The organism is Streptomyces sp. NPDC029836 (genome assembly GCF_055574495.1).
Genome location: NZ_JBVHZI010000016.1, coordinates 89,394 through 112,899 on the forward strand (window position 1 = coordinate 89,394; position 23,506 = coordinate 112,899).

The window sequence follows — 23,506 nt, forward strand, 5'->3', positions numbered from 1 at the left end:
TGGGGAACGGTAGCGAAGCTCCCGCCCCGCCGTACGACGGGGCGGGAGCTTCACCAGCGGCTATGCCGTGGACCGGAGTCGGATCACGACCTGCGAACGGACTCCGGATCGGCGGACGCCGACCGTCAGACGTTGACGCCGAAGTCCTGGGCGATGCCGGTGAGGCCCGAGGCGTAGCCCTGGCCCACCGCGCGGAACTTCCACTCGGCGCCGCTGCGGTAGAGCTCGCCGAAGACCATGGCGGTCTCGGTGGCCGCGTCCTCGGAGAGGTCGTAGCGCGCGATCTCGGTGCCGCCGGCCTGGTTCACGACGCGGATGTACGCGTTGCGGACCTGGCCGAAGTTCTGGCTGCGGGACTCGGCGTCGTAGATGGACACCGGGAAGACGATCTTGTCGACGTCGGCGGGGAGGCCCGCGAGGTTGACGTTGATGGCCTCGTCGTCGCCCGCGCCCTCGCCGGTGCGGTTGTCGCCGGTGTGGACGATGGTCTGGTCCGGGGTGGACTTGTTGTTGAAGAAGACGAAGTGACCGTCGGAGACGACCTTGCCCGTCGCGTTCACCGCGATGGCCGAGGCATCGAGGTCGAAGTCCACACCGGTGGTGGTGCGGGTGTCCCAGCCGAGGCCGACCGTGACGGCAGCGAGGCCGGGGGCCTCCTTCGAGAGCGAGACGTTGCCGCCCTTGGACAGGCTGACAGCCATGGGATTGTCCCTTTCCTCATCCAGCACGCACGTACAGGCGGTCAAAGTACCGCTGACTCCTCTAACGCGCCCGGGTACCCGCGGGGTTCCCGCGCGTCTTCCTCCGTGAAATATGAGTGACGGACCGGCCGCGGGCACGGATCATGGGGGGCATGCCTGGTCCCTATGTCATCCGCGGTTCTGTCGTGCTCCCCGAGTCGGAGCTCGCCTGGCGGTTCTCGCGTTCCTCCGGGCCGGGCGGGCAGCACGTGAACACCTCGGACTCCCGGGTGGAGCTGTTGTTCGACGTGGCCGCCACCAAGGCCCTGCCGGACGTGTGGAAGGAACGGGCGCTGGAGCGGCTCGCGTCCCGCCTCGTCGACGGCGTGGTGACCGTACGGGCCTCCGAGCACCGCTCCCAGCTGCGCAACCGGGAGATGGCGCTGGTCCGGCTGGCCGCGCTGCTGGCGGAGGCCACGGCCCCGCCGCCGAAGGCCCGCCGGGCGACGAGGATCCCGCGCGGCATCAACGAGCGGCGCCTGCGGGAGAAGAAGGCCCGCGGCGAGACGAAGCGCGGCCGCACCGGCCGCGACTGGTAGGAGCGCGAGCCCCTTCGGACGCGCGTGCCCCTTCGGACGCGTGAGCCCTTTCGGACGCGCGACCCCTTCGGACGCGCGAGCCCTTCCGGACGCGCGTGCCCTCACGCCCGCTACGGCGCGAGGTGCCGGTAGCGGCCCCGGAAGTACGTCAGGGGCGGTGCGTCCGGCGCCGGCAGGGCGGCGGTCAGGACGCGGCCGATGACCAGGGTGTGGTCGCCCGCCTCGACCCGGGACTCCGTACGGCACTCCAGCGTGGCGAGCGCGCCCGTCAGCAACGGCGATCCGGAGACGGCGCCCCGCTCCCACGGCACGCCCTCGAACAGCAGCCGGTCGCTGATCCGGCCCTTCATGGCGAACCGGCTCGCGATCCGGAGCTGGGAGTCGGCGAGGACGGACACCGCCCACAGCGGCTGCTCCGCCAGCAGGTCGTCCATCCTGGAGCCTTCGCGCAGGCTCACCAGGACCAGCGGCGGGTCCAGGGACACCGACATGAAGGCCGTGGCCGTCATGCCGACGTCCTCCCCGCGCGGTCCGTCGGCGGTCAGGGCCGGTTCGTGTGCGGTGATCAGGCACACGCCCGCCGCCAGCCGGGACATGGCCGCCCGGAACTCGTCGTTGCTCACCCCCTCAGGATGGGGGGTGCCGCCTTCCGGCGCGGTCAGGGGTACGGGGGTCGGGCTCGGGCTCGTCTTCGGCACGTGGGGAACGCTAGTGCGGCGACCGTACGGCGCACATCGGGCGCTGGTCCGAGCCGCGTCCCCGCCCCGGGGCCTAGGCCCCGACGTATCGTTTGCTCCGGGGAAGGGCGGGGAGCGCTCCCACCCAACAGGGGCTGTCTCCCGGTCTGTTGTTCATCTCATGTGACTTGAGTCACAGAGAGCAAGATTTGTTGACCCTGTGTACCTGCCGCACAGCTCACTGTGATTCAGTGGACGGGACACCGCAACGAAACGCCGATGACAAACCTGGAGTTGCTGTCGAGGTCTCGGGGAGAGCGAGCAATGGAGACCGAGTCGGAGCCGTACGTCCGTCTTGCGACCCTGCGGCAGCTGCACCAGGTGGTGGCCGAGCTCAATACGGCCCGGAGCCTGGCGGACACCCTGCAGACCGTCGTGGACGGCATCGTCGTCGGCCTCGGCTACGAGCTCGCCTGTGTCAACCTCGTTCGACCTGACGGGGACCTGGTCGTCGCCGCCTTCGCCGGGGACCCCGCCGCGGAAGCCCTGATCACCGGTCGCGTCGGCTCCCGCCCGTCCTGGGACCGGCGCCTGACCATGGGCGAGGACTGGGACGGCCTGCGCTTCATCCCGCACACCGAGGGCTGGGTCCTGCTGGAGGACGACGTCCCCCAGTGGCACACCGACGGCCCCGACCCGCGGTTCGAGGACGAATGGCATCCCGAGGACCGGCTCTACGCCCCCATGTACGCGACCGGCGGGGAACTGCTCGGCGTCATCTCGGTGGACAGACCCCGCAACGGGCGCCGACCCGGCGCGTGGGGCCGCGAAGCGCTCCAGATGTACGCCTTCCAAGCGGCCATCGCGATCAGCAACGCGAGGCTCCGAGCGAACATGCAGCGGGCCCTCGTCCGGCTCGAACGGGAACAGCAGGCCCTGCGCGCCAGTGAGGAATCCTTCCGCCAGGCCTTCGAGTACGCGCCCAGCGGCATGGCCATCGCCGAAATGGGCGGCGACCAGCACGGCCGGCTGCTCCGCACCAACGACGCGCTCTGTCGCCTGCTCGGTCGGCCCGCCTCCGTCCTGCGCCGCTACTCCTTCTCCGACCTCGTCCACCCCGAGGACATCGGGACCCTGCTGCGCACCTCGGCCGAGGGCGGCCGCGCGGAGCTGCGCCTCGGCCGGCGCGACGGCACGTACGTCTGGGTCTCGCTGCGCAACTCCGTCGTCGCGGACGCCGCCGACGGGCCCCGCTTCCTCCTCACCCACGTCGAGGACATCGAGGAGCGCAAGCGGCACGAGCTCCAGCTCGCGCACCGGGCCAGCCACGACTCCCTGACCGGCCTGCCCAACAGCGCCGAGCTGCGCTCGCGGCTCGGCGCCCGGCTGTGCCGGCGGCCGCAGTCGGTGCTGGCCACGGCCGTGGAGGCGCTCGACGCGGCCTACGAGTCGAGGCCCGGGGCGGGTGGTGCCGTCGAGCACGGCTTTCAGCCGGAGGCCCCCCACGGCTACCCCGGGGCCGGCCCCGTCGACTACCCCGAGTTCCCGGACTTCCCCGGCGCGACGGGTGGGCGCCCGGAGGGCCCGTACGACCACCACGTGCACACCGTCGCCCCCGCCACGGACGTCGACGACGGGACGAAGGGGCTCGCGGTGCTCTTCTGCGACCTCGACGGCTTCAAGTCGATCAACGACCGCTTCGGGCACCACACCGGGGACGCCGTCCTGATCGAGGTGGCGCGGAGGCTGACGACCGGGGTCCGGGACGGGGACACGGTGGCCCGGCTCGGTGGTGACGAATTCGTCGTCCTCGCGGACGGACTGGGCGCCGCCGACGCCGCCGACCTCGCCGTTCGACTGCGCAACGCGATCATCCCGCCGATCCGGGTGGACGGGCGGGCGGTGCGCGTGGGAGCGAGTTTCGGGATCGGCTGGGCCGGCTGCGGGATGTCCGCGGACGAGGTGTTGCGCTCCGCCGACCAGCGGATGTACATCGAGAAGCGGTCCCGTTCCAAGGCCCACCGCAGGGCCGGCTGAGTGGATCGGCCGCTCCTGGGCGCACGTGTTCGGGGTAGGCTCCCGTGGGTCGAAAGGAGTGACCTGCGATGACGACGCCCGCGAACAACGGCCCGCACGGTGGGGCGAACCAGCCCGAGGACGACGATCCGTTCGGCTACCTCTACGCGGACGGCCAGGCCGCCGGAGCCACCCCGCCCGGTTCGGGTGGTGGGTACGGCTACCCCGGTCCCGCGGTCGGCGGTCAGCCCGGCGTGCAGCCCGGCGTCCCCCGTACCTCGTACAACCAGGTGCGCACGGTCGGTGAGCGGACGTACGGCGGCCAGCGCGGCCCCGTGCCCGCCCAGCAGCAGCCCTACCAGGCCCAGTACCAGGCGCCGGAGGCGCTGCAGGCCGGCGGTTACGGCGTTCCGCAGCAGCCGTCACCGCAGGACCGGACCCGGACGATCCAGCCGCAGGGCGGCGGCGCCGGCCGCGGCAACGGCGGCGGCTCCAGCCGCAAGGGCCTGCTCATCGCGGCGGTCGCGGTCGTCGCGGCGGTGGCCATCGGCATCGGCGCGGCGCTGGCCTTCGGCAAGGACGACGACAAGAAGAACCAGGCGGACCCGGGCCCGGCCCAGTCGGCGGCCCCGCCGAACAACTCCGACGCCCCGAAGCCGAGCGGCTCCCCGGCGCCGTCGCCGACCCCGCTGCCGAAGGCGGACGCCTCGGGGTCGGGCATGGCCCTGACGGGCGGTGCGACCCTGATGAAGGCGGTGCCGGGGGCGAAGAGCGCGGACGGCCAGTACGTCGGCAACTTCAACCAGGTCGGCGCGGCCGTCACCTGGACCCTGGACGTGCCCAAGAACGGCCAGTACAAGGTGAAGATCACCTACGGGGTGCCCGGCAAGGACGCGAACAGCACGCTGACCGTGAACGGCGACGCCCAGTCCCGTCCGATCAACATGAAGAACTACTCCCTCGCCAAGCCGGGCGAGTGGGACAAGGGCTGGACGCACACGTACTCGCTGGTGCAGCTGAAGAAGGGCACCAACACGATCAAGGTCTCCTGCGAGCAGGGAAACCTCTGCGAGATCAACATCGACCAGCTCTGGCTCGAACAGGGCTGATCCGACCCGGCCCCGCCGCCGGCCCTGCCCCGCACCGACCCCCACACCCGTCCGCGGTGCGGGGGTCGAGTCGTCCCGGCCACAGCGCTAGACGGCGGTCACGGTGACGGATCCGGTGAGGGACGCGTACGACGCCGGGTCGAACTCGCCCGCCGTCCGGGCGTGGACCGTGGCGGCCGAGAGGGCCACCGCGCGGGTGAGGCGGGCCGGCCAGTCGAGGCCCTCGGTGAGGGCGGACAGCAGGCCGGCCACCGCGGAGTCGCCCGCGCCGGTCGGGTTGCCGCTCAGGGCGCGGGGCGGGGCGGCCCGCCATGTGCCGTGCGCGGTGGCGGCGAGGAGGCCCGCCGGGCCGAGCGAGGTGACCACCGCGTGGGCGCCCCGGCGGCGGGCGTCGCGGGTGGCGGGGAGCGCGTCGTGGGAGCCCGTCAGCTCGGCGAGCTCGGCGGCGTTCGGCTTGATCATCTCCGGCCGGGCGGCGACCCCCCGGCGCAGCGCCTCACCGCTGGTGTCCAGGAGTACGGGGACGCCGGCCGCGCGGGCCGCCCGTACGAGGGCGGCGTACGCGCCCACCGGCACGCCCGGCGGCAGGCTGCCGCACAGGGCCACCGCCCGCGCCCCGGCGACGAGTTCGGCGTAGTGCGCCTGGAACGCCGCCCACTCGACGGCGGTGATCTGCGGTCCGGGTTCGTTGAACTGCGTGGTGTCGCCGGTGGCCTCGTCGACGACGGCCAGGGTGCGGCGGGTGGTGCCCGCGCAGGGGAGCAGGGCGTCGACCACCCCGGGCGAGGCGGCCAGCAGCGTGCGGACGACCTCGCCGGTCGGGCCGCCCGCGAAGCCCGTCGCCGTGACCTCGTGGCCGAGGGCGGCGAGCACCCGGGCCACGTTCAGGCCCTTGCCGCCGGGGCGTTCGGCGACGGCGGTGACCCGGTGGGAGGCGTGCGGACGCAGCCTCGGCACCCGGTGGGTGATGTCGAGCGCGGTGTTGAGCGTCACGGTGAGGATCATGACCGGTCCCGGTTTCGGTGTGTGCCGGGATCATGCCAAACGGAGGCCGGTCGGCCCAGTCCCCCGGGCTCCGGGCCCGCACCGCCCCCACCCGAACGGGGCGCGGCAGCCCCCCGCCCGCAACGCCCCGTTCAGCCGAGCGGGTTGACGATCCATTCGCCGCGCCGCATGACGCCCTTGACGTCGAACTCGGCGTCCAGGACGACGAGGTCGGCGTACTTGCCCGGGTCCAGCGAGCCGACCCGGTCGTACAGGCCGAGCAGCTTGGCCGGGTTGGCGGAGATCGCCTGGACGACGGATTCGACTGGGAGCCGGTCCAACGTCACCGACCGCTTGAACGCGGTGTCCAGGGTGAGGGTGGAGCCGGCGATGGAGCCGCCCTCCACGAGCCGGGCGACACCGTCCTTGACCTCGACCTCCAGCGGACCGAGGTGGTAGGTGCCGTCGCCGAAGCCGGCCGCGTCCATGGCGTCGGTGATCAGCGCGACGCGGTGGGCGCCCGCGTGGTGGAAGGCCAGCTCCAGCATCGCCGGGTGCAGGTGGGTCCCGTCGTTGATCAACTCGACGGTGACCCGCTCGTCCTCCAGCAGCGCCGCGATGGGGCCCGGGGCGCGGTGCTCCAGCCCCGGCATCGCGTTGTACAGGTGGGTGGCTACGGTGGCGCCCGCGTCGATCGCCTGCCGGGTCTGGTCGTACGTGGAGTCCGTGTGGCCGATCGCGGCGATGACCCCGTGCTCGGCCAGCAGCCGTACGGAGTCCAGCCCGCCCGGCAGCTCGGTCGCCAGGGTGAACATGCGGGCCGCGCCGTGCGCGGCGTCGATCAGCTTGCGGACCTCGGCCGGGTCGGGGTCGCGCAGGAGTTCCTCCTTGTGCGCGCCCTTGCGGCAGGGGTTGATGAACGGCCCCTCGAAGTGGATGCCCGCGATCTCGCCCTGCTGGGTGAGCTCGGCCAGCAGTCCGGCGCGCCGGGCCAGTTCGGTGAGGTCGCCGGTGACCGTGGACGCGACGAGGGTCGTCGTGCCGTGCTCGCGGTGGGTGCGGACGCCCTTGAGGACGTCCTCGGCGGTCCCGGAGGTGAAGGAGGCGCCGCCGCCGCCGTGGTTGTGCATGTCCACGAAGCCGGGGACGAGCCAGTGCCCGGACAGGTCGACGTGCCGCGCGCCCTCGTCGGCGCTGCCCGCGATGCGGTCTCCGGAGACGATGACCCGGCCGCCCGCCACGGTGCCGGTCGGCAGCACCACCCTGGCGCCGGAGAGAACGGTGCTGTGTGCGCTTCCGGACATCAGGCAGGTACCTCCGTGGCGAGTAGGTCCCAGGCGAGCAGCCCTGCGCCCAGGCATCCGGCGGTGTCCCCGAGGGCCGCCGGAACGATCTCGGGCAGCCGCTGGAACGTCACGCGTTCCTCGACGGCCGTCCGAAGCGGTGTGAACAAGGTTTCTCCCGCCTCCGCCAGCCCGCCACCGATGATCAGCGTGCGCGGGTCGAGCAGGGTGATCGCGGTGACGAGCCCGTCGGCGAGGGCGCCGATCGCGGACAGCCAGACCTCGCGGGCGCGCGCGTCACCGGACTGGACGGCCTTCGCGCAGTCCGCGGCGTCCGCCTCGGGGTCGCCGGACGCGGCCGCCCAGGCGCGGCTGACGGCGGCGGCGGAGGCCAGGGTCTCCAGGCAGCCGTGCTGGCCGCAGCCGCAGGCGGGTCCGCCGGGCCGCACCACGATGTGACCGATCTCGCCCGCGTAGCCGTGTGCGCCGGCCTCGATGACCCCGGCGATGCCGATGGCCCCGGCGATGCCGGTGCCGAGGGGGACGAACAGGAAGCGGTCGGCGCCGTGGCCCGCGCCGATGCGCCCCTCGGCGAGGCCGCCCGTGCGCACGTCGTGGCCCAGGGCCACCGGGATGCCGCCGAGCCGTCTGCCGAGGAGCTCGCGCATCGGTACGTCGCGCCAGCCCAGGTTCGCCGCGTACACGGCGATTCCCCGGTCGGCGTCGACGATGCCGGGGACGGCGACGCCGGCGGCCGAGGCGGCGGCGCCGAACCGTTCCCGGCCCAGCACCAGCAGCTCGGACGCGAAGTCCAGGATCGTCTCGACGACGGCCTCGGGGCCCCGCTCGCGGCCGGTGGCGCGGCGCGCCTCGTGCAGCAGGGTGCCGTCCTCGGCGATGAGGGCGGCTTTCATCCCGGTGCCGCCCACATCGAGGGCGATGACGTGTTTCACGGGTTTCACAGGTGACAGTCTCGCGTGCTCGGCGGGCAAAGGTCTAGTCCATTGGGTGGGATTGTTGAGTGGCCATACAAATTCGGGAGCTTGGTCCGGCTACGGTCCGGACACAGTCCGGGCGCCGCGTGCGCGGGGGGTGTGAGGGAGCCGCCAAAGTGGTGTAGACCTTACGTCGAATCGTACGTACGACAAGGGGTGGATCGAGAACCGTGAAGGGCCGTTACCTGAGCCTGGCCGCGTCCGGCGCCGTGCTGTGCCTGACCGCCGTGACGCTGACCGGCTGCGGCAGCCTGGAAAGCCTCACCGGGGACAACGAGGTGACCCTGCGGGTCGTGGCGGCCGACTACGGCGACAGTCCGCAGAACTCCTCGACGGGCTACTGGAAGGACCTCGCCGCGGCCTTCGAGAAGGACAACCCGAACGTCCGGGTCGAGGTCAGCGTCTACTCCTGGTCGGAGGTCGACGCGAAGGTCGCCGAGATGGTCAAGGCGGGCAAGGCCCCCGACATCGCGCAGATCGGCGCCTACGCCGACTACGCGGAGGCGGACAAGCTCTACACCGTCGACGAACTGCTCTCGGTGAAGACCGAGGCCGACTTCCTGGCCCCCCTCGCCGACGCCGGCAAGGTCAAGCGGGTCCAGTACGGCATGCCGTTCGTGGCCAGCACCCGGCTGCTCTTCTACAACACCAAGCTCCTCGGCGACGCCGGCGTCATCCCCAAGGACGGCGCGACCCCCTGGCAGCCCAAGAGCTGGGCCGACCTGGAGGCCGCGGCCAAGAAGCTCAAGGCCGCGAACGTCCCCACCCCGATGGCCGTGCCGCTCGGCCGCGAGGAGGCCCAGGCCGAGTCGATGATGTGGATGCTCTCCGGCGGCGGTGGCTACACCGACAACGAGGAGGGCTACCAGATCGACTCCCCGGAGAACGTCAAGGCCTTCGAGTTCCTCCGCGACAAGATGGTCGGCCAGGGCCTGACCGGCTCCGTCGAACCGGGCAAGCTCGACCGCCAGGCCGCCTTCGACGCCTTCAACCGGGGCGAGGTCGGCATGCTCAACGGCCACCCCACCCTGCTCAAGCAGGCCACGGGCAAGGGCGTGAAGTTCGGCATGGTGCAGATGCCGACCGTCGACGGCACCGACCACTCCACGATGGGCGTCGCCGACTGGGTCATGGCCTTCAAGAACGGCCACAAGAAGGAGTCCGGGAAGTTCCTGGACCACCTGTACTCGGCGAAGAACGTGACGACCTTCACCAACCAGTACGACCTGCTGCCCGTCACCACCAGCGGCTACCGGGCCATGGAGGCGAGCACCGGCGGCTCCGCCGCCCAGCTGAAGACCTTCCTGACGGCCCTGCCCAACGCCAAGCTCTACCCCGTCGGCAAGAAGTCCTGGGCCGGGGTCAGCGAGGACGTGAAGGAGAACATCGGCAAGGTCGTGCAGCCCGGCGGACAGCCCGCGAAGGTCCTGGAGGACATCGCGACGTCCGCGAGCAAGGCCGACGGCGACCGCTGACCCCGCCGCCCCGGGCACCACGCCGGCCACCGACCCGCGGCGCCACCGACACTCGCCACGCCGCAGGTGTCGGTGGCCGCCGTTAATCTGGCCGTATGACGGACGACGGGCAGGCGGAGCGGCGGCCGGCGACCCGGCTGACCGACACCGAGGCCGCCGTACTCGCCTACGAGGGGCGCAGCTGGCCGGGGCCGGGCGCCAAGGAGCGGGCGATACGCGAGGCCCTCGGGCTGACCCCCGTGCGCTACTACCAGCTGCTCAACGCCCTCATGGACGACCCGCGCGCCCTGGAGCACGCCCCGGGCACCGTCCACCGGCTCCGCCGCGTCCGCGAGGCCCAGCGCGCCCGACGATGATCCGCCCGCGATCCGATGGTCATCCGCCGGCGCCGCGCGCCCGACGGTTCGGGTCGGCGGCGGTCCCGGTCCGGAGGCGGTCTGGGCGGAGGGCGGATTACGCCGGTAGGGTCATCGGTATGGGGAGCCGCCCGCACGACCTGCCGATGCCCGAGCCCGTCACCGCCGCCGGACGCGAGGGCCTCCAAGCCCTCCTCCGCGCACCCCGCAGGGCCGTCGTCGCCCTCGACTTCGACGGCACCCTCGCCGACATCGTTCCCGACCCCGACCAGGCCCGCGCCCACGCCGACGCCGTCCCGGCGCTCGCCGCGCTCGCGCCCGAGGTCGCCGCCGTCGCCGTCGTCACCGGCCGCCCCGCCGGGGTCGCCGTGCGGTACGGCGGGTTCGCCGGGGTCCCGGGACTGGAACACATGGTGGTCCTCGGCCACTACGGCGCCGAGCGCTGGGACGCCGTCACCGGCATCGTCCACGCGCCCGCCGAGCACCCGGGCGTCGCGGCCGTACGGGCCGAGCTGCCCGGCTTCCTCGACTCCATCGGTGCCTGGCGCGGCACCTGGATCGAGGAGAAGGGCCGCGCGCTGGCCGTCCACACCCGCCGCGCCGCCGACCCCGAACAGGCCTTCGCCGCCCTGCGGGAGCCGCTCGCCGAGCTGGCCGCGCGGCACGGGCTGATGGTCGAGCCCGGCCGGGCCGTCCTGGAACTGCGGCCGCCCGGCATGGACAAGGGCGTCGCCCTGACGGAGTTCCTCGCCGAACGCGACGCCGAGGCCGTCCTGTACGCGGGCGACGACCTGGGCGACCTCGCCGCCTTCTCCGCCGTCGAGAAGCGCCGAGCCGACGGACTGCCCGGACTGCTGGTGTGCAGCGGCTCGGCGGAGGTGCCCGAGCTGGCCGCCCGCGCCGACCTGGTCCTGCCGGGACCGGCCGCCGTCACCGCCTTCCTCGCCGCGCTCGCCGAGGCCCTGCGCGCCTGACCGGCGCCCGCGCCGTACCGGGATCCGCCCCGGTACGGCGCGCTCCGGGTCAGGCCCCGGGCTCCAAGCGGTCCAGCTGGGCCGTGAACCAGGCCGCCGGGGGCAGTGCCGTGGCCGCCGCCGCCAGCCGCTTCGTACGCTCCGCCCGCTCCGCGGCCGGCATGGACAGCGCCGCGTGCAGGGCCTCGGCCGTCCGCGTCACGTCGTACGGGCTGACCACCAGCGCGTCCTCCCGCAGCTCCTCGTACGCCCCGGCCCCCGTGGACAGGACCAGCGCGACGCCCGCCTCCGACACCACCGGGATCTCCTTGGCCACCAGGTTCATGCCGTCGCGCACCGGGTTGACCAGCGCCACGTCCGCCAGCCGGTAGGCGGCCAGCGACCGCGCGAAGTCGTCCTCGACGGACACCAGCACCGGCTGCCAGTCCTCGGTACCGAACTCGGTGTTGATCTCCGCCGCCAGGTCCCGCACCGCCTGCGTGTACGACCGGTACGCCGCCAGGTCCTGCCGGGACGGGTACGCGGAGGCCAGGTGCACCACCTCGCCCCGCCACTCGGGGTGCGTGGTGAGCAGCTCCCGGTAGGCGAGCAGCCCGCGCAGGATGTTCTTCGACAGCTCGGTGCGGTCCACCCGGACGATCGCCTTGCGGCCCGCGACCTCGGTCCGCAGCGCCGCCAGCTTGTCGTCGACCTCCGGCCGGTGGGCCAGGGCCCGCAGGTCGTCCCCGTCCACGCCCAGCGCGAAAACCGCCACGTCCGTGCGCCGGTGGCGCACCGGCCCCGACGGGCTCTTGTCCACCCAGCGCGCCCCGGACGGCTCGACGCCCGCCGGGGACATCGGCCGGGCGGTGCCCCGCTCGTCGTCCAGGTGGGCGCCTGCCATGAAGCCGTCGGCCCACGCCCAGGTGTGGAAACCGACCACGTCCGCGCCGAGCATGCCCCACACCAGCTCCGAGCGGATGTCGTCGGGGAGCATGCGCAGGTACTCGGGCGACGCCCACGGCGTGTGGGTGAAGTGCCCGATCCGCAGGTCCGGTCGCAGCTCGCGCAGCTGACCGGGGACCAGCGCCAGGTGGTAGTCCTGCACCAGCACGCGGGCGCCCGGCGCGGCCTCCTGCGCCAGCGCCTCGGCGAACGCCCGGTTGTAGGCGGTGTACGAGGCCCACTGCCGCCGGAAGGCCGCGTCGAAGACCGGCTCGCGGGGGACGTCGTACAGGTGGTGGTGGGTGAACCAGAGCACCGAGTTGGCGATGCCGTTGTACGCGTCGTCGTACACCGCGGGGTCGATGTCGAGCATCCGCACGCCCGGCTCGGCGACGCCCCGGCGCACCGCCTCCCGGTCGGCGTCGGACAGGGCCGCGCAGATCCACACGGCCTCCGGCTGCCGGGCGAGGGCCGCGGAGAGACCGGAGACGAGACCGCCCCCACCGCGCCGGGCACTGAGGGTGCCGTCCTGATCGAGGGCGTACGAGAGCGGGCCGCGGTTCGCGGCGACGAGTACCTGAGAAGCCATGCGGCCAACCTAGCCAGGCCCGCCCCCGGTCAAACGCCCGTACGCCGAGGGCCCGCGGAGGATTACGCCACGCGACGGCCCGCGTACTCCTCGATGCCCGCCATCGGCGGCCGCTCCTCGGTGTCCACCGGGTGCGTGCGCGGCACGAAACCGGCCGGCCCCCGCTCGAACTGCGTCAGCTCCGGCCGTACGAGGTGCCCGCGCGAGAGCCGCAGCTGCGCCGTGCGGTAGATCGCCGCGGCCATCCGACCGAGCGCCTGCCCGTCCTGGTGGCGGTGCAGCCGGACGCCCACGTCGACCTGGGCCAGCGCGTCCAGTCCGACGGTGTGCAACGCGTCCACGAGCAGGCCCAGCTCGACCCCGTACCCGACGGGGAACGGCAGCCGCTCCAGCAGCGAGCGGCGTACGGCGTACTCGCCGCCCAGCGGCTGCACGAAGCCGGCCAGCTGCGGCCAGTGCAGGTTCAGCAGCGGCCGGGCGACCAGCTCGGTGACCCGGCCGCCCTGACCGGGGGCGTCGCCCAGGGGGCGGTCGTACATCGCCTTGACGAACTGCACCTGCGGATCGGTCAGCAGCGGACCCACGATCCCGGACACGAACGCGGAGTCGAAGTCCCGCAGGTCGGCGTCGACGAAGCAGACGACCTCGCCGGTCGTCGCCAGCAGCGAGCGCCACAGCACCTCGCCCTTGCCGGGCAGCGCCGGAATGCGGGGGAGGAGCTCGTCACGGTGCACGACCCGGGCGCCGGCGGCGGCGGCGACCTTCGCCGTCCCGTCCGAGGAACCCGAGTCGATCACCACGAGTTCGTCGACCAGCGCGATGGCCGGGCCGTCGATCAGATCGCGCCGGATCACCTCGACGATCCGTCCGACGGTGGCCTCCTCGTCGAGGGCGGGCAGCACCACGCTGACCGTCGTGCCCGTCGCCCGTTTCCGGTCGAGGAGCTGGTCGAGCGGTCGGTCGGCGGCGGACCAGGAGCGGGCGGCCAGCCAGCGCTCCACCTCTTCCAGCACTCTCGGGACTCCCTGCTGCGTCGGTGGTTTGGACCGAAAAGTGATCCATCTCGCGGTTCGGACGGCTGTCTCAACCACCCGGACCTTCGGTTACAGTCTTGAACAACGCGATGGCCCACCGCATGCCGGGGGTCCCGCGCACAAACGCCCGGACACGCCATGGAGCGCGCCGTCCGGTGCCATACCGCTCATCCAGAGGGGCAGAGGGATACGGCCCGTTGAAGCCCCGGCAACCCTCCAGTCGGTTCTCGCGAGGCGTCCACGACGCACTCCCGCGAGGTCCCCGACTAGGGAAGGTGCCAATTCCGTCTCATGGCGAAGTGCGCCATGGGGAAGATGAGGAGAAAGGGCCTCGCCATCATGGCTGCACAGACCGTCGCCACCTCTGCCGAGCAGGCGTCCGTTGATCTCGGACCCGCCACCGGCCTTTCCTGCCGCGAGTGCGGAACCCGCTTCGAGCTCGGTCCCATTTTCGCCTGCGTCGAGTGTTTCGGACCGCTGGAAGTCTCCTACGACCTGCCCCTCGGCGACCCCGAGGCCCTGCGCGCCGCCATCGAGGCCGGCCCCGACAACATCTGGCGCTACGCCCCGCTGCTGCCCGTCCCGGCGAACGTGGCCTCCAAGCCGAACCTGAACCCCGGCTTCACCAAGCTGGTCGACGCCGCCAACCTGGCCAAGGAACTGGGCGTCACCGGCAAGCTGTACGTCAAGGACGACTCCGGCAACCCGACGCACTCCTTCAAGGACCGCGTCGTGGCCATCGCCGTCGAGGCCGCCCGCGCCTTCGGCTTCACCACCCTGTCCTGCTCCTCCACCGGCAACCTGGCCGGCGCCGTCGGCGCCGCCGCCGCCCGCGCCGGCTTCCGTTCCTGCGTGTTCATCCCGCACGACCTGGAGCAGGGCAAGGTCGTCATGGCCGGTGTCTACGGTGGCGACCTCGTCGGCATCGAGGGCAACTACGACGACGTCAACCGCTTCTGCTCCGAGCTCATCGGCGACCCGCTGGGCGAGGGCTGGGGCTTCGTCAACGTCAACCTGCGCCCGTACTACGGCGAGGGCTCCAAGACCCTGGCGTACGAGATCTGCGAGCAGCTCGGCTGGCGGCTGCCCGACCAGATCGTCATCCCGATCGCGTCCGGCTCCCAGCTCACGAAGATCGACAAGGGTCTGCAGGAGCTGATCAAGCTCGGCCTCGTCGAGGACAAGCCGTACAAGATCTTCGGCGCCCAGGCCGAGGGCTGCTCCCCGGTGTCCACCGCCTTCAAGGCCGGTCACGACGTGGTCCGCCCGCAGAAGCCGAACACCATCGCCAAGTCCCTCGCGATCGGCAACCCGGCCGACGGCCCGTACGTCCTGGACATCGCGCGGCGCACCGGCGGATACGTCGAGGACGTCAACGACACCCAGGTCGTCGAGGCCATCAAGATCCTCGCGCAGACCGAGGGCATCTTCGCCGAGACCGCGGGCGGCGTCACCGTCGGCGTGACGAAGAAGCTCATCGAGAACGGGCAGCTCGACCCGACGCTGACCACCGTGATCCTGAACACCGGCGACGGCCTCAAGACCCTGGAGGCGGTGGCCGCCGACAGCGGTCAGACCGCCACCATCCGCCCGAGCCTGGAAGCCTTCCGCGCCGCCGGCCTTGCCTGATCCTCCCCACGACACCCGGAAAGGCGGTAGCGCCATGAGCGTCAACGTCCGCATCCCCACCATCCTGCGCACCTACACCGGCGGCGTCGCCGAGGTTCCGGCCGAGGGCGCGACCCTGGCCGAGGTCATCGACTCCCTGGAGAAGAGCCACCCGGGCATCGCCGCGCGCGTCCTGGACGACCAGGGCAAGCTGCGCCGCTTCGTGAACGTCTACGTCAACGACGACGACGTGCGCTTCGAGGGCGGGCTGCAGACGGCGACGCCCGACGGCGCCGGCGTCTCGATCATCCCGGCCGTCGCCGGCGGCTGATCGTTCGCCCGCTCGCCCTCCCCGGGCGGCCGGCGCCGCCCGTCGATTTCCGAATTGCCCTCTCCGCCAATAAGTGGAGGGGGCAATTCTGCTTGATTGATAGCGGTAGAGTTGGGGAAGTCCCCTCCGCTGTTCTTGCCCGCCGCATATGAGCGGGGCCGGGGAGGGTTGACATTGAGTCAACATGAGTGCGCGCTATGGGGCTTTGGCGTGGATTGTCAGGCCCGAGTTGCCCGAGAATATGCCAAATTTTCACTCTATTTCAATGTTTTCGCGTGTCCGGAATTCTCGTCGGATTGACCTGTTGCAGACAGCAGCGGTGCGGATACATTCAGCCCCGGTCGAGGCGTTCCGGCGCAAGTTCTGACCCGGGTTCGCGAAGCGCGGACCTGCGCAAGGGCCAGTAATAGGGGAGTTAGGCATGGCTCAGGGCACCGTCAAGTGGTTCAACGCGGAGAAGGGCTACGGCTTCATCGCGGTCGACGGTGGCGCGGATGTGTTCGTCCACTACAGCGCCATCCAGATGGACGGGTACCGCACCCTTGAAGAGGGTCAGCGGGTCGAGTTCGAAATCTCGCAGGGCCAGAAGGGCCCGCAGGCGGACATGGTCAAGCTCGCTGCCGGCTGAGTCCCGAAGCGCGATCGACCACCGACGCACTCACACACGAGGGGCCCACATCCCGGACACGGGGATGCGGGCCCCTCGTGCGTGTCGGCCCCGGGGCCCTTGCGGAGCCCGGCCCCCGAGCCGCCGGCGGGCCCGGCGCGGGGCGGACATTGCTCGAAGCCGCTTGCACTCGCGGGGGTCGAGTGCTAATCATTGGCGTTAGCACTCTCCAGGTGAGAGTGCTACTAAGACGAGGACCGGGCCGGTGAGGCCCGCAGGGTCCGGCGGGAAGGAACCGCCGAATCCGCAGGCCGTCCGTCGCGGGCGCGGGCGCGGTCCGGAGCAATCCACCCCTGTCCGGGAGGACCACTTCAGATGGCCAAGATCATTGCGTTCAACGAGGAGGCCCGGCGCGGCCTTGAGCGTGGGATGAACCAGCTCGCCGACGCCGTCAAGGTCACCCTTGGCCCCAAGGGTCGCAACGTCGTCCTTGAGAAGAAGTGGGGCGCCCCCACGATCACCAACGATGGTGTCTCCATCGCCAAGGAGATCGAGCTCGAGGACCCGTACGAGAAGATCGGCGCCGAGCTGGTCAAGGAAGTCGCCAAGAAGACGGACGACGTCGCCGGCGACGGTACGACCACCGCCACCGTGCTCGCCCAGGCCCTCGTGCGCGAGGGTCTGCGCAACGTAGCCGCCGGCGCCAACCCGATGGCTCTCAAGCGCGGAATCGAGAAGGCCGTCGAGGCCGTCTCCGCCGCCCTGCTGTCGCAGGCCAAGGATGTCGAGACCAAGGAGCAGATCGCTTCGACGGCCTCCATCTCCGCCGCCGACACCCAGATCGGCGAGCTCATCGCCGAGGCGATGGACAAGGTCGGCAAGGAAGGCGTCATCACGGTCGAGGAGTCGCAGACCTTCGGCCTGGAGCTTGAGCTCACCGAGGGCATGCGCTTCGACAAGGGCTACATCTCGGCGTACTTCGCCACCGACATGGAGCGCATGGAGTCGTCCCTCGACGACCCGTACATCCTGATCGTCAACTCCAAGATCGGCTCGGTCAAGGACCTGCTGCCGCTCCTGGAGAAGGTCATGCAGTCCGGCAAGCCGCTGCTGATCATCGCCGAGGACGTCGAGGGCGAGGCCCTGTCGACCCTGGTCGTCAACAAGATCCGCGGCACCTTCAAGTCCGTCGCCGTCAAGGCCCCGGGCTTCGGCGACCGCCGCAAGGCCATGCTCGGTGACATCGCCATCCTCACGGGCGGCACGGTCATCTCCGAGGAGGTCGGCCTCAAGCTGGAGAACGCCGGTCTCGACCTGCTCGGCCGCGCCCGCAAGGTCGTCATCACCAAGGACGAGACCACCATCGTCGACGGTGCCGGTGACAGCGACCAGGTTCAGGGTCGCGTCAACCAGATCCGCGCCGAGATCGAGAACTCCGACTCGGACTACGACCGTGAGAAGCTCCAGGAGCGCCTCGCGAAGCTGGCCGGCGGCGTGGCCGTCATCAAGGCCGGTGCCGCGACCGAGGTCGAGCTCAAGGAGCGCAAGCACCGCATCGAGGACGCCGTTCGCAACGCGAAGGCGGCCGTCGAAGAGGGCATCGTCGCCGGCGGTGGCGTGGCCCTGCTCCAGGCCTCCTCGGTCTTCGAGAAGCTGGAGCTCACCGGTGACGAGGCGACCGGCGCCAACGCCGTGAAGCTCGCGCTGGAGGCCCCGCTCAAGCAGATCGCCGTCAACGGTGGTCTCGAGGGTGGCGTCGTCGTCGAGAAGGTGCGCAACCTGCAGATCGGTTGGGGCCTGAACGCCGCGACCGGCGAGTACGTCGACATGATCGCCGAGGGCATCATCGACCCGGCGAAGGTCACGCGCTCCGCGCTGCAGAACGCCGCGTCGATCGCCGCGCTGTTCCTCACCACCGAGGCCGTCATCGCCGACAAGCCCGAGAAGGCCGGTGCCCCCGCGGGCGGCGGCATGCCGGGCGGTGACATGGACTTCTGATCGGCCCCTGGCTGATCGGCTGTTCTCGAACGAGGGCGGCACCCCACGGGGGTGCCGCCCTCGGGCGTTGTGGGGGCGTTGCGGGTTCCGGAACCGGGTCAGGTGAGGGGCTTGAGGAGCCAGACGTCCTCGTGGGACGCCGGGAAGCCGGGGACGCGGGCGACCTCGCGGTAGCCGTGGCGGGCGTAGAAGGCCGGGGCCTGGAAGGTGAACGAGGAGACCAGGATGCTCACGCAGCCCCGTCGGCGGGCCTCCTCCTCGGCCGTCAACAGCAGTTCGGCGCCCCGGCCGGAGCCCCGTTGGTCCTCGCGGACCCAGGTCATGCCGATGCCCGCGCGGTCGCCCCAGCTCCAGCCGGAGAGCCCCGCGACCAGCTCACCGTCCGCGTCGGTGATCCGTACGGTGAACTCCGACTGCGCGTGCCCCGCCGTCGCCGCCTGGTTGAAGGCGTCCAGTTCCTTGCTCAGCCGCGCGTCGAGCTCCGCGTCCGCGCCGCCTGTGGTGACGTCCACCCCGTTGTCGTTCATGGGCCCATTCTGGGCGGCCGGGCGGCCCGCGCCGAACGGTTTCCGGAGCGCGGGACATCAGGAGCCGGTGGTGTCGAGCGGGTAGGCGAAGGGGGGCGGGGCGTGGAGCGGCTCGCCGAAGGAGACCGTGACGCGGGGGTACGGGCCGGCGTGCCCGGTGCTTGGGACGGGTCGCTTTCGGGTGGGGCGGTTTGGTTGGATCGGGGTATGAGCGAACGCAGCGTGCCCTTCGTCAAGATCTGTGGTCTGAAGACCGCCCGCGACGTCGAGGTGGCCGTGGCCGCCGGGGCGGACGCCGTCGGCTTCGTCTTCGCCCCCGGCAGCCCCCGTACGGTCGACGCCGGCGCGGCGCGGGTGCTCGCGGCGGCGGTGCCGGACGGGGTGCTCACCGTCGGGGTGTTCCGGGGGCAGTCGGTGGCGGAGGTGCGCCGGCTCACGCAGGAGAGCGGGGTGCGCGCCGTGCAGCTCCACGGGGACGAGGGCCCGGAGTACTACGAGGACCTGCGCGCCCCCGGCCGGACGCTGGTCCGGGCCACCGCCGAGCACGTGCGCCGGTGCGGGGAGCTGGGGGAGGACCTGTTGCTGCTCGACGCCCCGGACCCGGGCTCCGGCAAGCCCTGGAACTGGGGCTCGGCGGGGTTCGTGGCGCCCGAGGGGCGGTGGCTGCTGGCCGGCGGACTCACCCCCGCCAACGTCGCGGAGGCCCTCGCGGCGACGGGCGCGTGGGGCGTGGACGTCTCCAGCGGGGTCGAGAGCGAGCGCGGGATCAAGTCCCCGCAGCTGATCCGTGCCTTCGTCGCGGCGGCCCGGGCCGGAAGCTGACCGCCGTTCGCCCGGCTCCGGCCGGGCCGGGGCGCGCGCCCCGGCGAAAGATTCCGTAGCGATCGTTATAGATGTCGTGCTACGTTCATTCTGTAGTGATCGCTATTGAATCCAGGGGGATCCGTCATGGAGAAGAACGCGCTGGTCACGGGTGGCAGTAGGGGTATCGGGCGGGCCGTCGCCGAGCGGCTCGCGGCGGACGGCGTGAGCGTCGTGCTCACGTACGCCAGCGATGGGGCGGCGGCCCGGGAGACCGTCGGGAAGATCACCGCGGCGGGCGGTCGGGCCCGCGCGCTGCGCGCGGAGTTCGGGCGCCACGGGGACGCGGCCGCCCTCTGGGAGGCGTACGACGCGCTGGAGCCGGGCGGGGTCGACATCATCGTCAACAACGCGGGCATCGGACTGCCGCTTCCCCTCGGGCAGGTCACCGAGGCGGACTTCGACCGGGTCTTCGCCGTGAACGTCCGCGCGCCGTTCTTCGTCGTGCAGGAGGGCCTCGGCCGGCTGCGCGACGGCGGCCGCGTCATCAACGTCTCCAGTGGCGCCGCGCGCCTCGCGATGCCGGAGATCCTCGCCTACGGGGCCACCAAGGGCGCGCTCGACAACCTGACCCTGAACCTGGCCAAGGAGCTGGGCCCGCGCGGGATCACCGTCAACTCCGTCGCGCCCGGCATCGTCGACACCGACGTCAACGCCGGTTGGCTGCGCGGCAACCCGGAGGCCGAGGCGCACGCCGCCTCCCTCGCGGCGCTCGGCCGGGTGGGCCGGCCGGAGGACATCGCCGACGTCGTCGGCTTCCTCGCCTCGGACGCGGCCCGCTGGGTCACCGGCCGCGTGGTCGACGCCACGGGCGGCGCGGGCCTGTAGCGGCCCCGCCGGGCCGGACCCGGGGGGTCGACCCCGCGACCGGATGCCCGCCCCGGCGACGGTCCCGGCTCGGCGCGGCCGCCCGCCGGCGGCGCGGCCGTACGGGTGGTCTTCGGGTGGCGGTCGGAGGCCGGGCGGGCCGCGCGGGGGCACGGATGGGAGGGAGCCGGCCCCGCGGAGGCACCCGTCGCGGTGGGGACGGCCGACCGTGCCGATCTCCGACCCCGTCAGGGAGTTCCCTTCATGCGCCTGCTCGCCCGCGTGGCCACCGCCGCGCTCCTCGCCGTGACCCCCGCGATGGCCGGTACGGCCTCCGCCGCGACGCCGGAGCCGACCCCGGCGCCGCTGTTCACCGCCGCCGACGCGGTGCCCGGCCGGTACCTCGTGACCCTGGAGCAGGGGGTGGACGCGGAGCGGGCGGCCCGGGGCCTGGGCCTGGAGCCGTCGTTCCTCTACACCTCGGCGCTGAACGGTTTCGCGGCGGCGCTGACCCCGCTCCAGCTGGCGGCGGTCCGCGACAGCCCGGGTGTGCGCTCGGTGGAGGAGGACGCCGAGGTGTGGTCCGTGCCGCGGCCCTCCGCCGCCCCCGGATCGCGGGCGCCGGCTGGCTCGTGGGGTCTGGACCGGATCGACCAGGAGCGGCTGCCGTTGGACGACGACTACACCGTCCGCGGCACCGGCGCCGGGGTGACCGTCTACGTACTCGACACCGGCATCGAGCGGGGCCACGAGGAGTTCGGCGGCCGGGCCTCGTCCGGCTTCGACGCCGTCGACGACGGCCGCGAGGGGGAGGACTGCCAGGGCCACGGCACGCACGTCGCGGGCACGGTGGCCGGCCGGACGTACGGGGTGGCGAAGGAAGCGGGCCTGGTGAGCGTCCGGGTCCTGCGCTGCGACGGCACCGGCACGTACTCGGGGATCGTCGCCGGGTTGGACTGGGTGGCCCGCAACGCCGTCCGCCCGGCCGTGCTGAACGCCTCGCTGGCCGGGGACCGGTCGGAGACCGTCAACAACGCGGCGACCGCGCTGGCCGACGCGGGCGTCCTGCCCGTCGTCGCCGCCGGCAACGCCACCCGGGACGCCTGCGCGTTCTCGCCCGCCTCCGCCGCGAAGGTGGTGACGGTCGCCGCGTCGGACGAGCGGGACGAGCAGCCCGCCTTCACCAACTCCGGCCCGTGCGTGAGCCTGTACGCGCCCGGCACGGACATCGTCTCGGCCCGGCTGGGCGGCGGGAGCGTGGCCCACGACGGTACGTCGATGGCCGCACCGCACGTCACCGGCGTCGCCGCGCTCTACCTGGCCGAGCACCCCGAGGCGCTGCCGGCGGAGGTCGCGGAGTTCCTCGTCGCCGCGTCCACGAAGGACGTCCTGACCGGCCTCGGCGACGGCAGCCCGAACCGGCTGCTGTTCACCGGCGGCCTCTGAGCGGTCTCCGAGCGGGCGGGGGAGGGCGGACGAGCGGGGGAGAGCAGGGGGGAGCCGGGGAGGGCGGGCCGGCGTCCGGGAGTAAGAGGTGCCCGTACAGGTGCCCCCACCGGTCCCCCGTACACGTGAACTTCGCGGGGCCGTGCCGACGTCGGGCGCCCGCACGTCCCGGACACGGTCGGCGGCACGACGTACGGGGTGGCGCGCTAGGCGACCCTGGTCAGCGTCCGCGTGCTGGGCTGCGACAACCGTGACGCCTGTCAGGTCTCGCCCGCTCCGCCGCCCGCGTGGTGACGGTCGGCGCGACGAACCGCTTCGACGAGGGGACCGACTTCTCCAACTGGGGCCCGTGCCTCGACCTCTACGCCCCGACGAACGGCCGGGCGGGCGGCTGCTGGACGCGGTCGCGGAGTTGTGCGCGGAGATCCGTACCGGGCACGGGTTGCTGATGACCGGGCTCGGCATCGACGAGCTGTGGGAGTGGTCCGAGGACGGGACGGACGGCTGGGGCGCCGAGATCGTCGGGCAGTTGTTGCCGATGGCCGTCGAGCGGGGCCCGAAGCTCGGCTACGGGGTGCCCGACCCGGCCGGCTTCCTGAAGGAGGCCGCCGGAGTCTGACCAGCCGCTTCCGGGGAGCTCGGACCCGTGGACCCCCGCCCCGCGCGGGGCCCCGCGCGTAACGGACCCGTCACAGAGGGCGCACGAGGCTCCCCGGGCCGCCACGATGGCCCGATGCGCACCCACCACATCCCCCTCACCCTGACCGTCGCCGCCGCCGGGCTCCTCGTGCTCACCGGCTGCGCCGAGGTCACCCCGGCCGAGTCGAAGCCGGCGGCGTTACCGTCCACCGCGAAGCCGGCGGTGGCGCCCTCGTCCGCGACGCCCGACCCGGACGCCCTCCGGGCGGCCGTCGGCCTGCCGCCGGCGCCCAAGGGCGCGGCCCGACAGGCCTACTTCGACGGCCTCAACGCGATCGATCGGGACATCGTCCACGGCAAGGAGGACAAGGCGATCAGCCGTGGCATCGACACCTGCTCCGCCATCAAGAGCCACCCGGGGAACCGGGCCAAGCAGGTCGAGCAGACCGAGCGGCGGTGGACCAGCCCCACCCACCCGGAGGGCCACGGCGCCGCCAAGGCCGCGAAGATCCTCGACGTGGCGCACAAGAACATCTGTCCGAGCTTCTGACCCGGGCGGGCCGGTAGGGTCGGTGCGGGCGATCGACGATCGGTCGGTACGGGAGGTGGCGGGGGATGTCCGAGCCGGTGACGCAGTCGGAGTCGGAGCGGGAGCGGGACGGCGCCGAGGCGCACGCCGCCCCCGAGCGGGAGGTCTCCTACGGTGACTCCGTGCCGGGCACGGTGGTGCTCCTGGCCGCCAACCTGTTGCTGCGCTTCCTCGGCGAGCACGCCTGGGCGTACTGGATCGCGGCGGTGATCGGCGTCCTGGGGGTCGCGGTCGCCGCGTTCGGGATCGCGTCGGCCGTCCGCAGCCTGCGGCGGGGTCGGCGGGTGCTGCTCGCGCTCGCCGTCATCGCCCTGCTGCTCGGCGCGTGCGTGGTCCTCGTAGCCCGGCTCGTCGAACACTTCTGAGCCCCGCCGGGCCCAGCGGCGCCCGGCACCCGG

The 23,506-nt window shown here is 72.5% G+C and carries 24 protein-coding genes and 1 riboswitch; of the genes, 16 read left to right on the top strand and 8 right to left on the bottom strand.

Going from position 1 to position 23,506, the window contains the following annotated elements; genetic code table 11:
• Positions 1-125: 125 nt before the first annotated feature.
• Positions 126-701, bottom strand: coding sequence for a TerD family protein (locus tag ACZ4XJ_RS32095; protein WP_281203612.1), 576 nt, complete (start codon positions 699-701; stop codon positions 126-128).
• A 152-nt stretch (positions 702-853) separates the two neighbouring features.
• Between ACZ4XJ_RS32095 and arfB the strand changes: the two genes are divergently transcribed.
• On the top strand, positions 854-1,279 hold the full coding sequence (gene arfB / locus ACZ4XJ_RS32100; RefSeq protein ID WP_362876682.1) for an alternative ribosome rescue aminoacyl-tRNA hydrolase ArfB: 426 nt from the start codon (positions 854-856) through the stop codon (positions 1,277-1,279).
• Positions 1,280-1,389: 110 nt separating this feature from the next.
• Here the strand turns inward: arfB and ACZ4XJ_RS32105 are convergent, their stop codons facing one another.
• On the bottom strand, positions 1,390-1,977 hold the full coding sequence (locus ACZ4XJ_RS32105) for a flavin reductase family protein (RefSeq protein WP_468498217.1): 588 nt from the start codon (positions 1,975-1,977) through the stop codon (positions 1,390-1,392).
• Positions 1,978-2,280: 303 nt separating this feature from the next.
• On the opposite strand from ACZ4XJ_RS32105, the gene cdgB reads away from it, so the two are divergent.
• The gene (cdgB, locus tag ACZ4XJ_RS32110) at positions 2,281-3,993 is read left to right on the top strand and encodes a diguanylate cyclase CdgB (RefSeq protein WP_468498218.1); all 1,713 of its coding nucleotides are present in this window, start codon (positions 2,281-2,283) and stop codon (positions 3,991-3,993) included.
• A gap of 68 nt (positions 3,994-4,061) precedes the next feature.
• Positions 4,062-5,081 (top strand): CBM35 domain-containing protein, encoded by a 1,020-nt coding sequence (locus tag ACZ4XJ_RS32115; protein WP_362876684.1) that lies wholly within the window; start codon positions 4,062-4,064, stop codon positions 5,079-5,081.
• 87 nt (positions 5,082-5,168) lie between these two features.
• On the opposite strand, the gene ACZ4XJ_RS32120 is transcribed toward ACZ4XJ_RS32115, so the two are convergent.
• The 3 genes from ACZ4XJ_RS32120 to ACZ4XJ_RS32130 all read right to left on the bottom strand — a co-directional run bounded on the left by ACZ4XJ_RS32120 (position 5,169) and on the right by ACZ4XJ_RS32130 (position 8,301).
• Positions 5,169-6,086 carry a 1-phosphofructokinase family hexose kinase gene (locus ACZ4XJ_RS32120; protein WP_468498219.1) on the bottom strand — a complete coding sequence of 306 codons (918 nt, stop codon included), beginning with the start codon at positions 6,084-6,086 and terminating at the stop codon, positions 5,169-5,171.
• Between the two features lie 131 nt (positions 6,087-6,217).
• The gene (gene nagA, locus ACZ4XJ_RS32125) at positions 6,218-7,369 is read right to left on the bottom strand and encodes an N-acetylglucosamine-6-phosphate deacetylase (RefSeq protein WP_362876686.1); all 1,152 of its coding nucleotides are present in this window, start codon (positions 7,367-7,369) and stop codon (positions 6,218-6,220) included.
• Positions 7,369-8,301 carry an ROK family protein gene (locus ACZ4XJ_RS32130; protein ID WP_468498235.1) on the bottom strand — a complete coding sequence of 311 codons (933 nt, stop codon included), beginning with the start codon at positions 8,299-8,301 and terminating at the stop codon, positions 7,369-7,371. Before ACZ4XJ_RS32130 ends, nagA begins: the two co-directional genes overlap by 1 nt.
• A gap of 212 nt (positions 8,302-8,513) precedes the next feature.
• Between ACZ4XJ_RS32130 and ACZ4XJ_RS32135 the strand changes: the two genes are divergently transcribed.
• The 3 genes from ACZ4XJ_RS32135 (at position 8,514) to otsB (ending at position 11,148) form a co-directional block, all read left to right on the top strand.
• Complete coding sequence (locus tag ACZ4XJ_RS32135; protein WP_468498220.1) at positions 8,514-9,818, top strand: extracellular solute-binding protein; 1,305 nt, start codon at positions 8,514-8,516, stop codon at positions 9,816-9,818.
• 95 nt (positions 9,819-9,913) lie between these two features.
• Complete coding sequence (locus ACZ4XJ_RS32140) at positions 9,914-10,174, top strand: DUF3263 domain-containing protein (protein WP_468498221.1); 261 nt, start codon at positions 9,914-9,916, stop codon at positions 10,172-10,174.
• A gap of 119 nt (positions 10,175-10,293) precedes the next feature.
• Entirely contained in the window at positions 10,294-11,148 is an 855-nt protein-coding gene (gene otsB, locus ACZ4XJ_RS32145) for a trehalose-phosphatase (RefSeq protein WP_468498222.1), read from the top strand.
• Positions 11,149-11,197: 49 nt separating this feature from the next.
• Here the strand turns inward: otsB and ACZ4XJ_RS32150 are convergent, their stop codons facing one another.
• Together ACZ4XJ_RS32150 and ACZ4XJ_RS32155 are read right to left on the bottom strand one after the other, a co-directional pair.
• Positions 11,198-12,661: an alpha,alpha-trehalose-phosphate synthase (UDP-forming) gene (locus ACZ4XJ_RS32150; RefSeq protein ID WP_468498223.1), complete on the bottom strand. Its 1,464-nt coding sequence runs from the start codon at positions 12,659-12,661 to the stop codon at positions 11,198-11,200.
• A gap of 62 nt (positions 12,662-12,723) precedes the next feature.
• Positions 12,724-13,674, bottom strand: coding sequence for a glucosyl-3-phosphoglycerate synthase (locus ACZ4XJ_RS32155; RefSeq protein WP_362876691.1), 951 nt, complete (start codon positions 13,672-13,674; stop codon positions 12,724-12,726).
• A 185-nt stretch (positions 13,675-13,859) separates the two neighbouring features.
• Positions 13,860-14,017, top strand: a riboswitch (SAM riboswitch).
• Positions 14,018-14,034: 17 nt separating this feature from the next.
• Here ACZ4XJ_RS32155 and thrC point away from each other — a divergent pair.
• The 4 genes from thrC (at position 14,035) to groL (ending at position 18,239) form a co-directional block, all read left to right on the top strand.
• On the top strand, positions 14,035-15,324 hold the full coding sequence (gene thrC / locus ACZ4XJ_RS32160; protein ID WP_362876692.1) for a threonine synthase: 1,290 nt from the start codon (positions 14,035-14,037) through the stop codon (positions 15,322-15,324).
• Between the two features lie 34 nt (positions 15,325-15,358).
• Positions 15,359-15,634 (top strand): MoaD/ThiS family protein, encoded by a 276-nt coding sequence (locus tag ACZ4XJ_RS32165; RefSeq protein WP_281203600.1) that lies wholly within the window; start codon positions 15,359-15,361, stop codon positions 15,632-15,634.
• A 421-nt stretch (positions 15,635-16,055) separates the two neighbouring features.
• A complete protein-coding gene (locus tag ACZ4XJ_RS32170; RefSeq protein WP_008743607.1) occupies positions 16,056-16,262 on the top strand; it encodes a cold-shock protein in 207 nt (68 codons plus the stop codon).
• Between the two features lie 354 nt (positions 16,263-16,616).
• The gene (gene groL / locus ACZ4XJ_RS32175) at positions 16,617-18,239 is read left to right on the top strand and encodes a chaperonin GroEL (RefSeq protein ID WP_281203599.1); all 1,623 of its coding nucleotides are present in this window, start codon (positions 16,617-16,619) and stop codon (positions 18,237-18,239) included.
• A gap of 98 nt (positions 18,240-18,337) precedes the next feature.
• On the opposite strand, the gene ACZ4XJ_RS32180 is transcribed toward groL, so the two are convergent.
• Positions 18,338-18,766, bottom strand: a complete 429-nt coding sequence (locus tag ACZ4XJ_RS32180; RefSeq protein ID WP_468498224.1) for a GNAT family N-acetyltransferase — start codon at positions 18,764-18,766, stop codon at positions 18,338-18,340.
• 207 nt (positions 18,767-18,973) lie between these two features.
• Between ACZ4XJ_RS32180 and ACZ4XJ_RS32185 the strand changes: the two genes are divergently transcribed.
• The 6 genes from ACZ4XJ_RS32185 (at position 18,974) to ACZ4XJ_RS32210 (ending at position 23,473) form a co-directional block, all read left to right on the top strand.
• Positions 18,974-19,588 carry a phosphoribosylanthranilate isomerase gene (locus ACZ4XJ_RS32185; RefSeq protein ID WP_468498225.1) on the top strand — a complete coding sequence of 205 codons (615 nt, stop codon included), beginning with the start codon at positions 18,974-18,976 and terminating at the stop codon, positions 19,586-19,588.
• Between the two features lie 126 nt (positions 19,589-19,714).
• Complete coding sequence (locus ACZ4XJ_RS32190; RefSeq protein ID WP_362876695.1) at positions 19,715-20,455, top strand: SDR family oxidoreductase; 741 nt, start codon at positions 19,715-19,717, stop codon at positions 20,453-20,455.
• Between the two features lie 243 nt (positions 20,456-20,698).
• Complete coding sequence (locus ACZ4XJ_RS32195) at positions 20,699-21,880, top strand: S8 family peptidase (protein ID WP_468498226.1); 1,182 nt, start codon at positions 20,699-20,701, stop codon at positions 21,878-21,880.
• Positions 21,881-22,229: 349 nt separating this feature from the next.
• Positions 22,230-22,499, top strand: a complete 270-nt coding sequence (locus ACZ4XJ_RS32200; RefSeq protein ID WP_468498227.1) for a hypothetical protein — start codon at positions 22,230-22,232, stop codon at positions 22,497-22,499.
• 114 nt (positions 22,500-22,613) lie between these two features.
• Complete coding sequence (locus ACZ4XJ_RS32205; RefSeq protein ID WP_468498228.1) at positions 22,614-23,069, top strand: hypothetical protein; 456 nt, start codon at positions 22,614-22,616, stop codon at positions 23,067-23,069.
• 65 nt (positions 23,070-23,134) lie between these two features.
• Positions 23,135-23,473, top strand: coding sequence for a hypothetical protein (locus ACZ4XJ_RS32210; protein ID WP_362876699.1), 339 nt, complete (start codon positions 23,135-23,137; stop codon positions 23,471-23,473).
• Positions 23,474-23,506 lie beyond the last annotated feature (33 nt).

What these genes read in the sequence shown, in the direction of transcription:
- ACZ4XJ_RS32095 (WP_281203612.1), bottom strand. Translation starts at nt 701, where the DNA reads ATGGCTGTCAGCCTGTCCAAGGGCGGCAACGTCTCGCTCTCGAAGGAG.
- arfB (WP_362876682.1), top strand. Translation starts at nt 854, where the DNA reads ATGCCTGGTCCCTATGTCATCCGCGGTTCTGTCGTGCTCCCCGAGTCG.
- cdgB (WP_468498218.1), top strand. Translation starts at nt 2,281, where the DNA reads ATGGAGACCGAGTCGGAGCCGTACGTCCGTCTTGCGACCCTGCGGCAG.
- ACZ4XJ_RS32115 (WP_362876684.1), top strand. Translation starts at nt 4,062, where the DNA reads ATGACGACGCCCGCGAACAACGGCCCGCACGGTGGGGCGAACCAGCCC.
- ACZ4XJ_RS32120 (WP_468498219.1), bottom strand. Translation starts at nt 6,086, where the DNA reads ATGATCCTCACCGTGACGCTCAACACCGCGCTCGACATCACCCACCGG.
- nagA (WP_362876686.1), bottom strand. Translation starts at nt 7,369, where the DNA reads ATGTCCGGAAGCGCACACAGCACCGTTCTCTCCGGCGCCAGGGTGGTG.
- ACZ4XJ_RS32140 (WP_468498221.1), top strand. Translation starts at nt 9,914, where the DNA reads ATGACGGACGACGGGCAGGCGGAGCGGCGGCCGGCGACCCGGCTGACC.
- otsB (WP_468498222.1), top strand. Translation starts at nt 10,294, where the DNA reads ATGGGGAGCCGCCCGCACGACCTGCCGATGCCCGAGCCCGTCACCGCC.
- ACZ4XJ_RS32150 (WP_468498223.1), bottom strand. Translation starts at nt 12,661, where the DNA reads ATGGCTTCTCAGGTACTCGTCGCCGCGAACCGCGGCCCGCTCTCGTAC.
- thrC (WP_362876692.1), top strand. Translation starts at nt 14,035, where the DNA reads ATGGCTGCACAGACCGTCGCCACCTCTGCCGAGCAGGCGTCCGTTGAT.
- ACZ4XJ_RS32165 (WP_281203600.1), top strand. Translation starts at nt 15,359, where the DNA reads ATGAGCGTCAACGTCCGCATCCCCACCATCCTGCGCACCTACACCGGC.
- ACZ4XJ_RS32170 (WP_008743607.1), top strand. Translation starts at nt 16,056, where the DNA reads ATGGCTCAGGGCACCGTCAAGTGGTTCAACGCGGAGAAGGGCTACGGC.
- groL (WP_281203599.1), top strand. Translation starts at nt 16,617, where the DNA reads ATGGCCAAGATCATTGCGTTCAACGAGGAGGCCCGGCGCGGCCTTGAG.
- ACZ4XJ_RS32180 (WP_468498224.1), bottom strand. Translation starts at nt 18,766, where the DNA reads ATGAACGACAACGGGGTGGACGTCACCACAGGCGGCGCGGACGCGGAG.
- ACZ4XJ_RS32185 (WP_468498225.1), top strand. Translation starts at nt 18,974, where the DNA reads ATGAGCGAACGCAGCGTGCCCTTCGTCAAGATCTGTGGTCTGAAGACC.
- ACZ4XJ_RS32190 (WP_362876695.1), top strand. Translation starts at nt 19,715, where the DNA reads ATGGAGAAGAACGCGCTGGTCACGGGTGGCAGTAGGGGTATCGGGCGG.
- ACZ4XJ_RS32195 (WP_468498226.1), top strand. Translation starts at nt 20,699, where the DNA reads ATGCGCCTGCTCGCCCGCGTGGCCACCGCCGCGCTCCTCGCCGTGACC.
- ACZ4XJ_RS32205 (WP_468498228.1), top strand. Translation starts at nt 22,614, where the DNA reads ATGCGCACCCACCACATCCCCCTCACCCTGACCGTCGCCGCCGCCGGG.
- ACZ4XJ_RS32210 (WP_362876699.1), top strand. Translation starts at nt 23,135, where the DNA reads ATGTCCGAGCCGGTGACGCAGTCGGAGTCGGAGCGGGAGCGGGACGGC.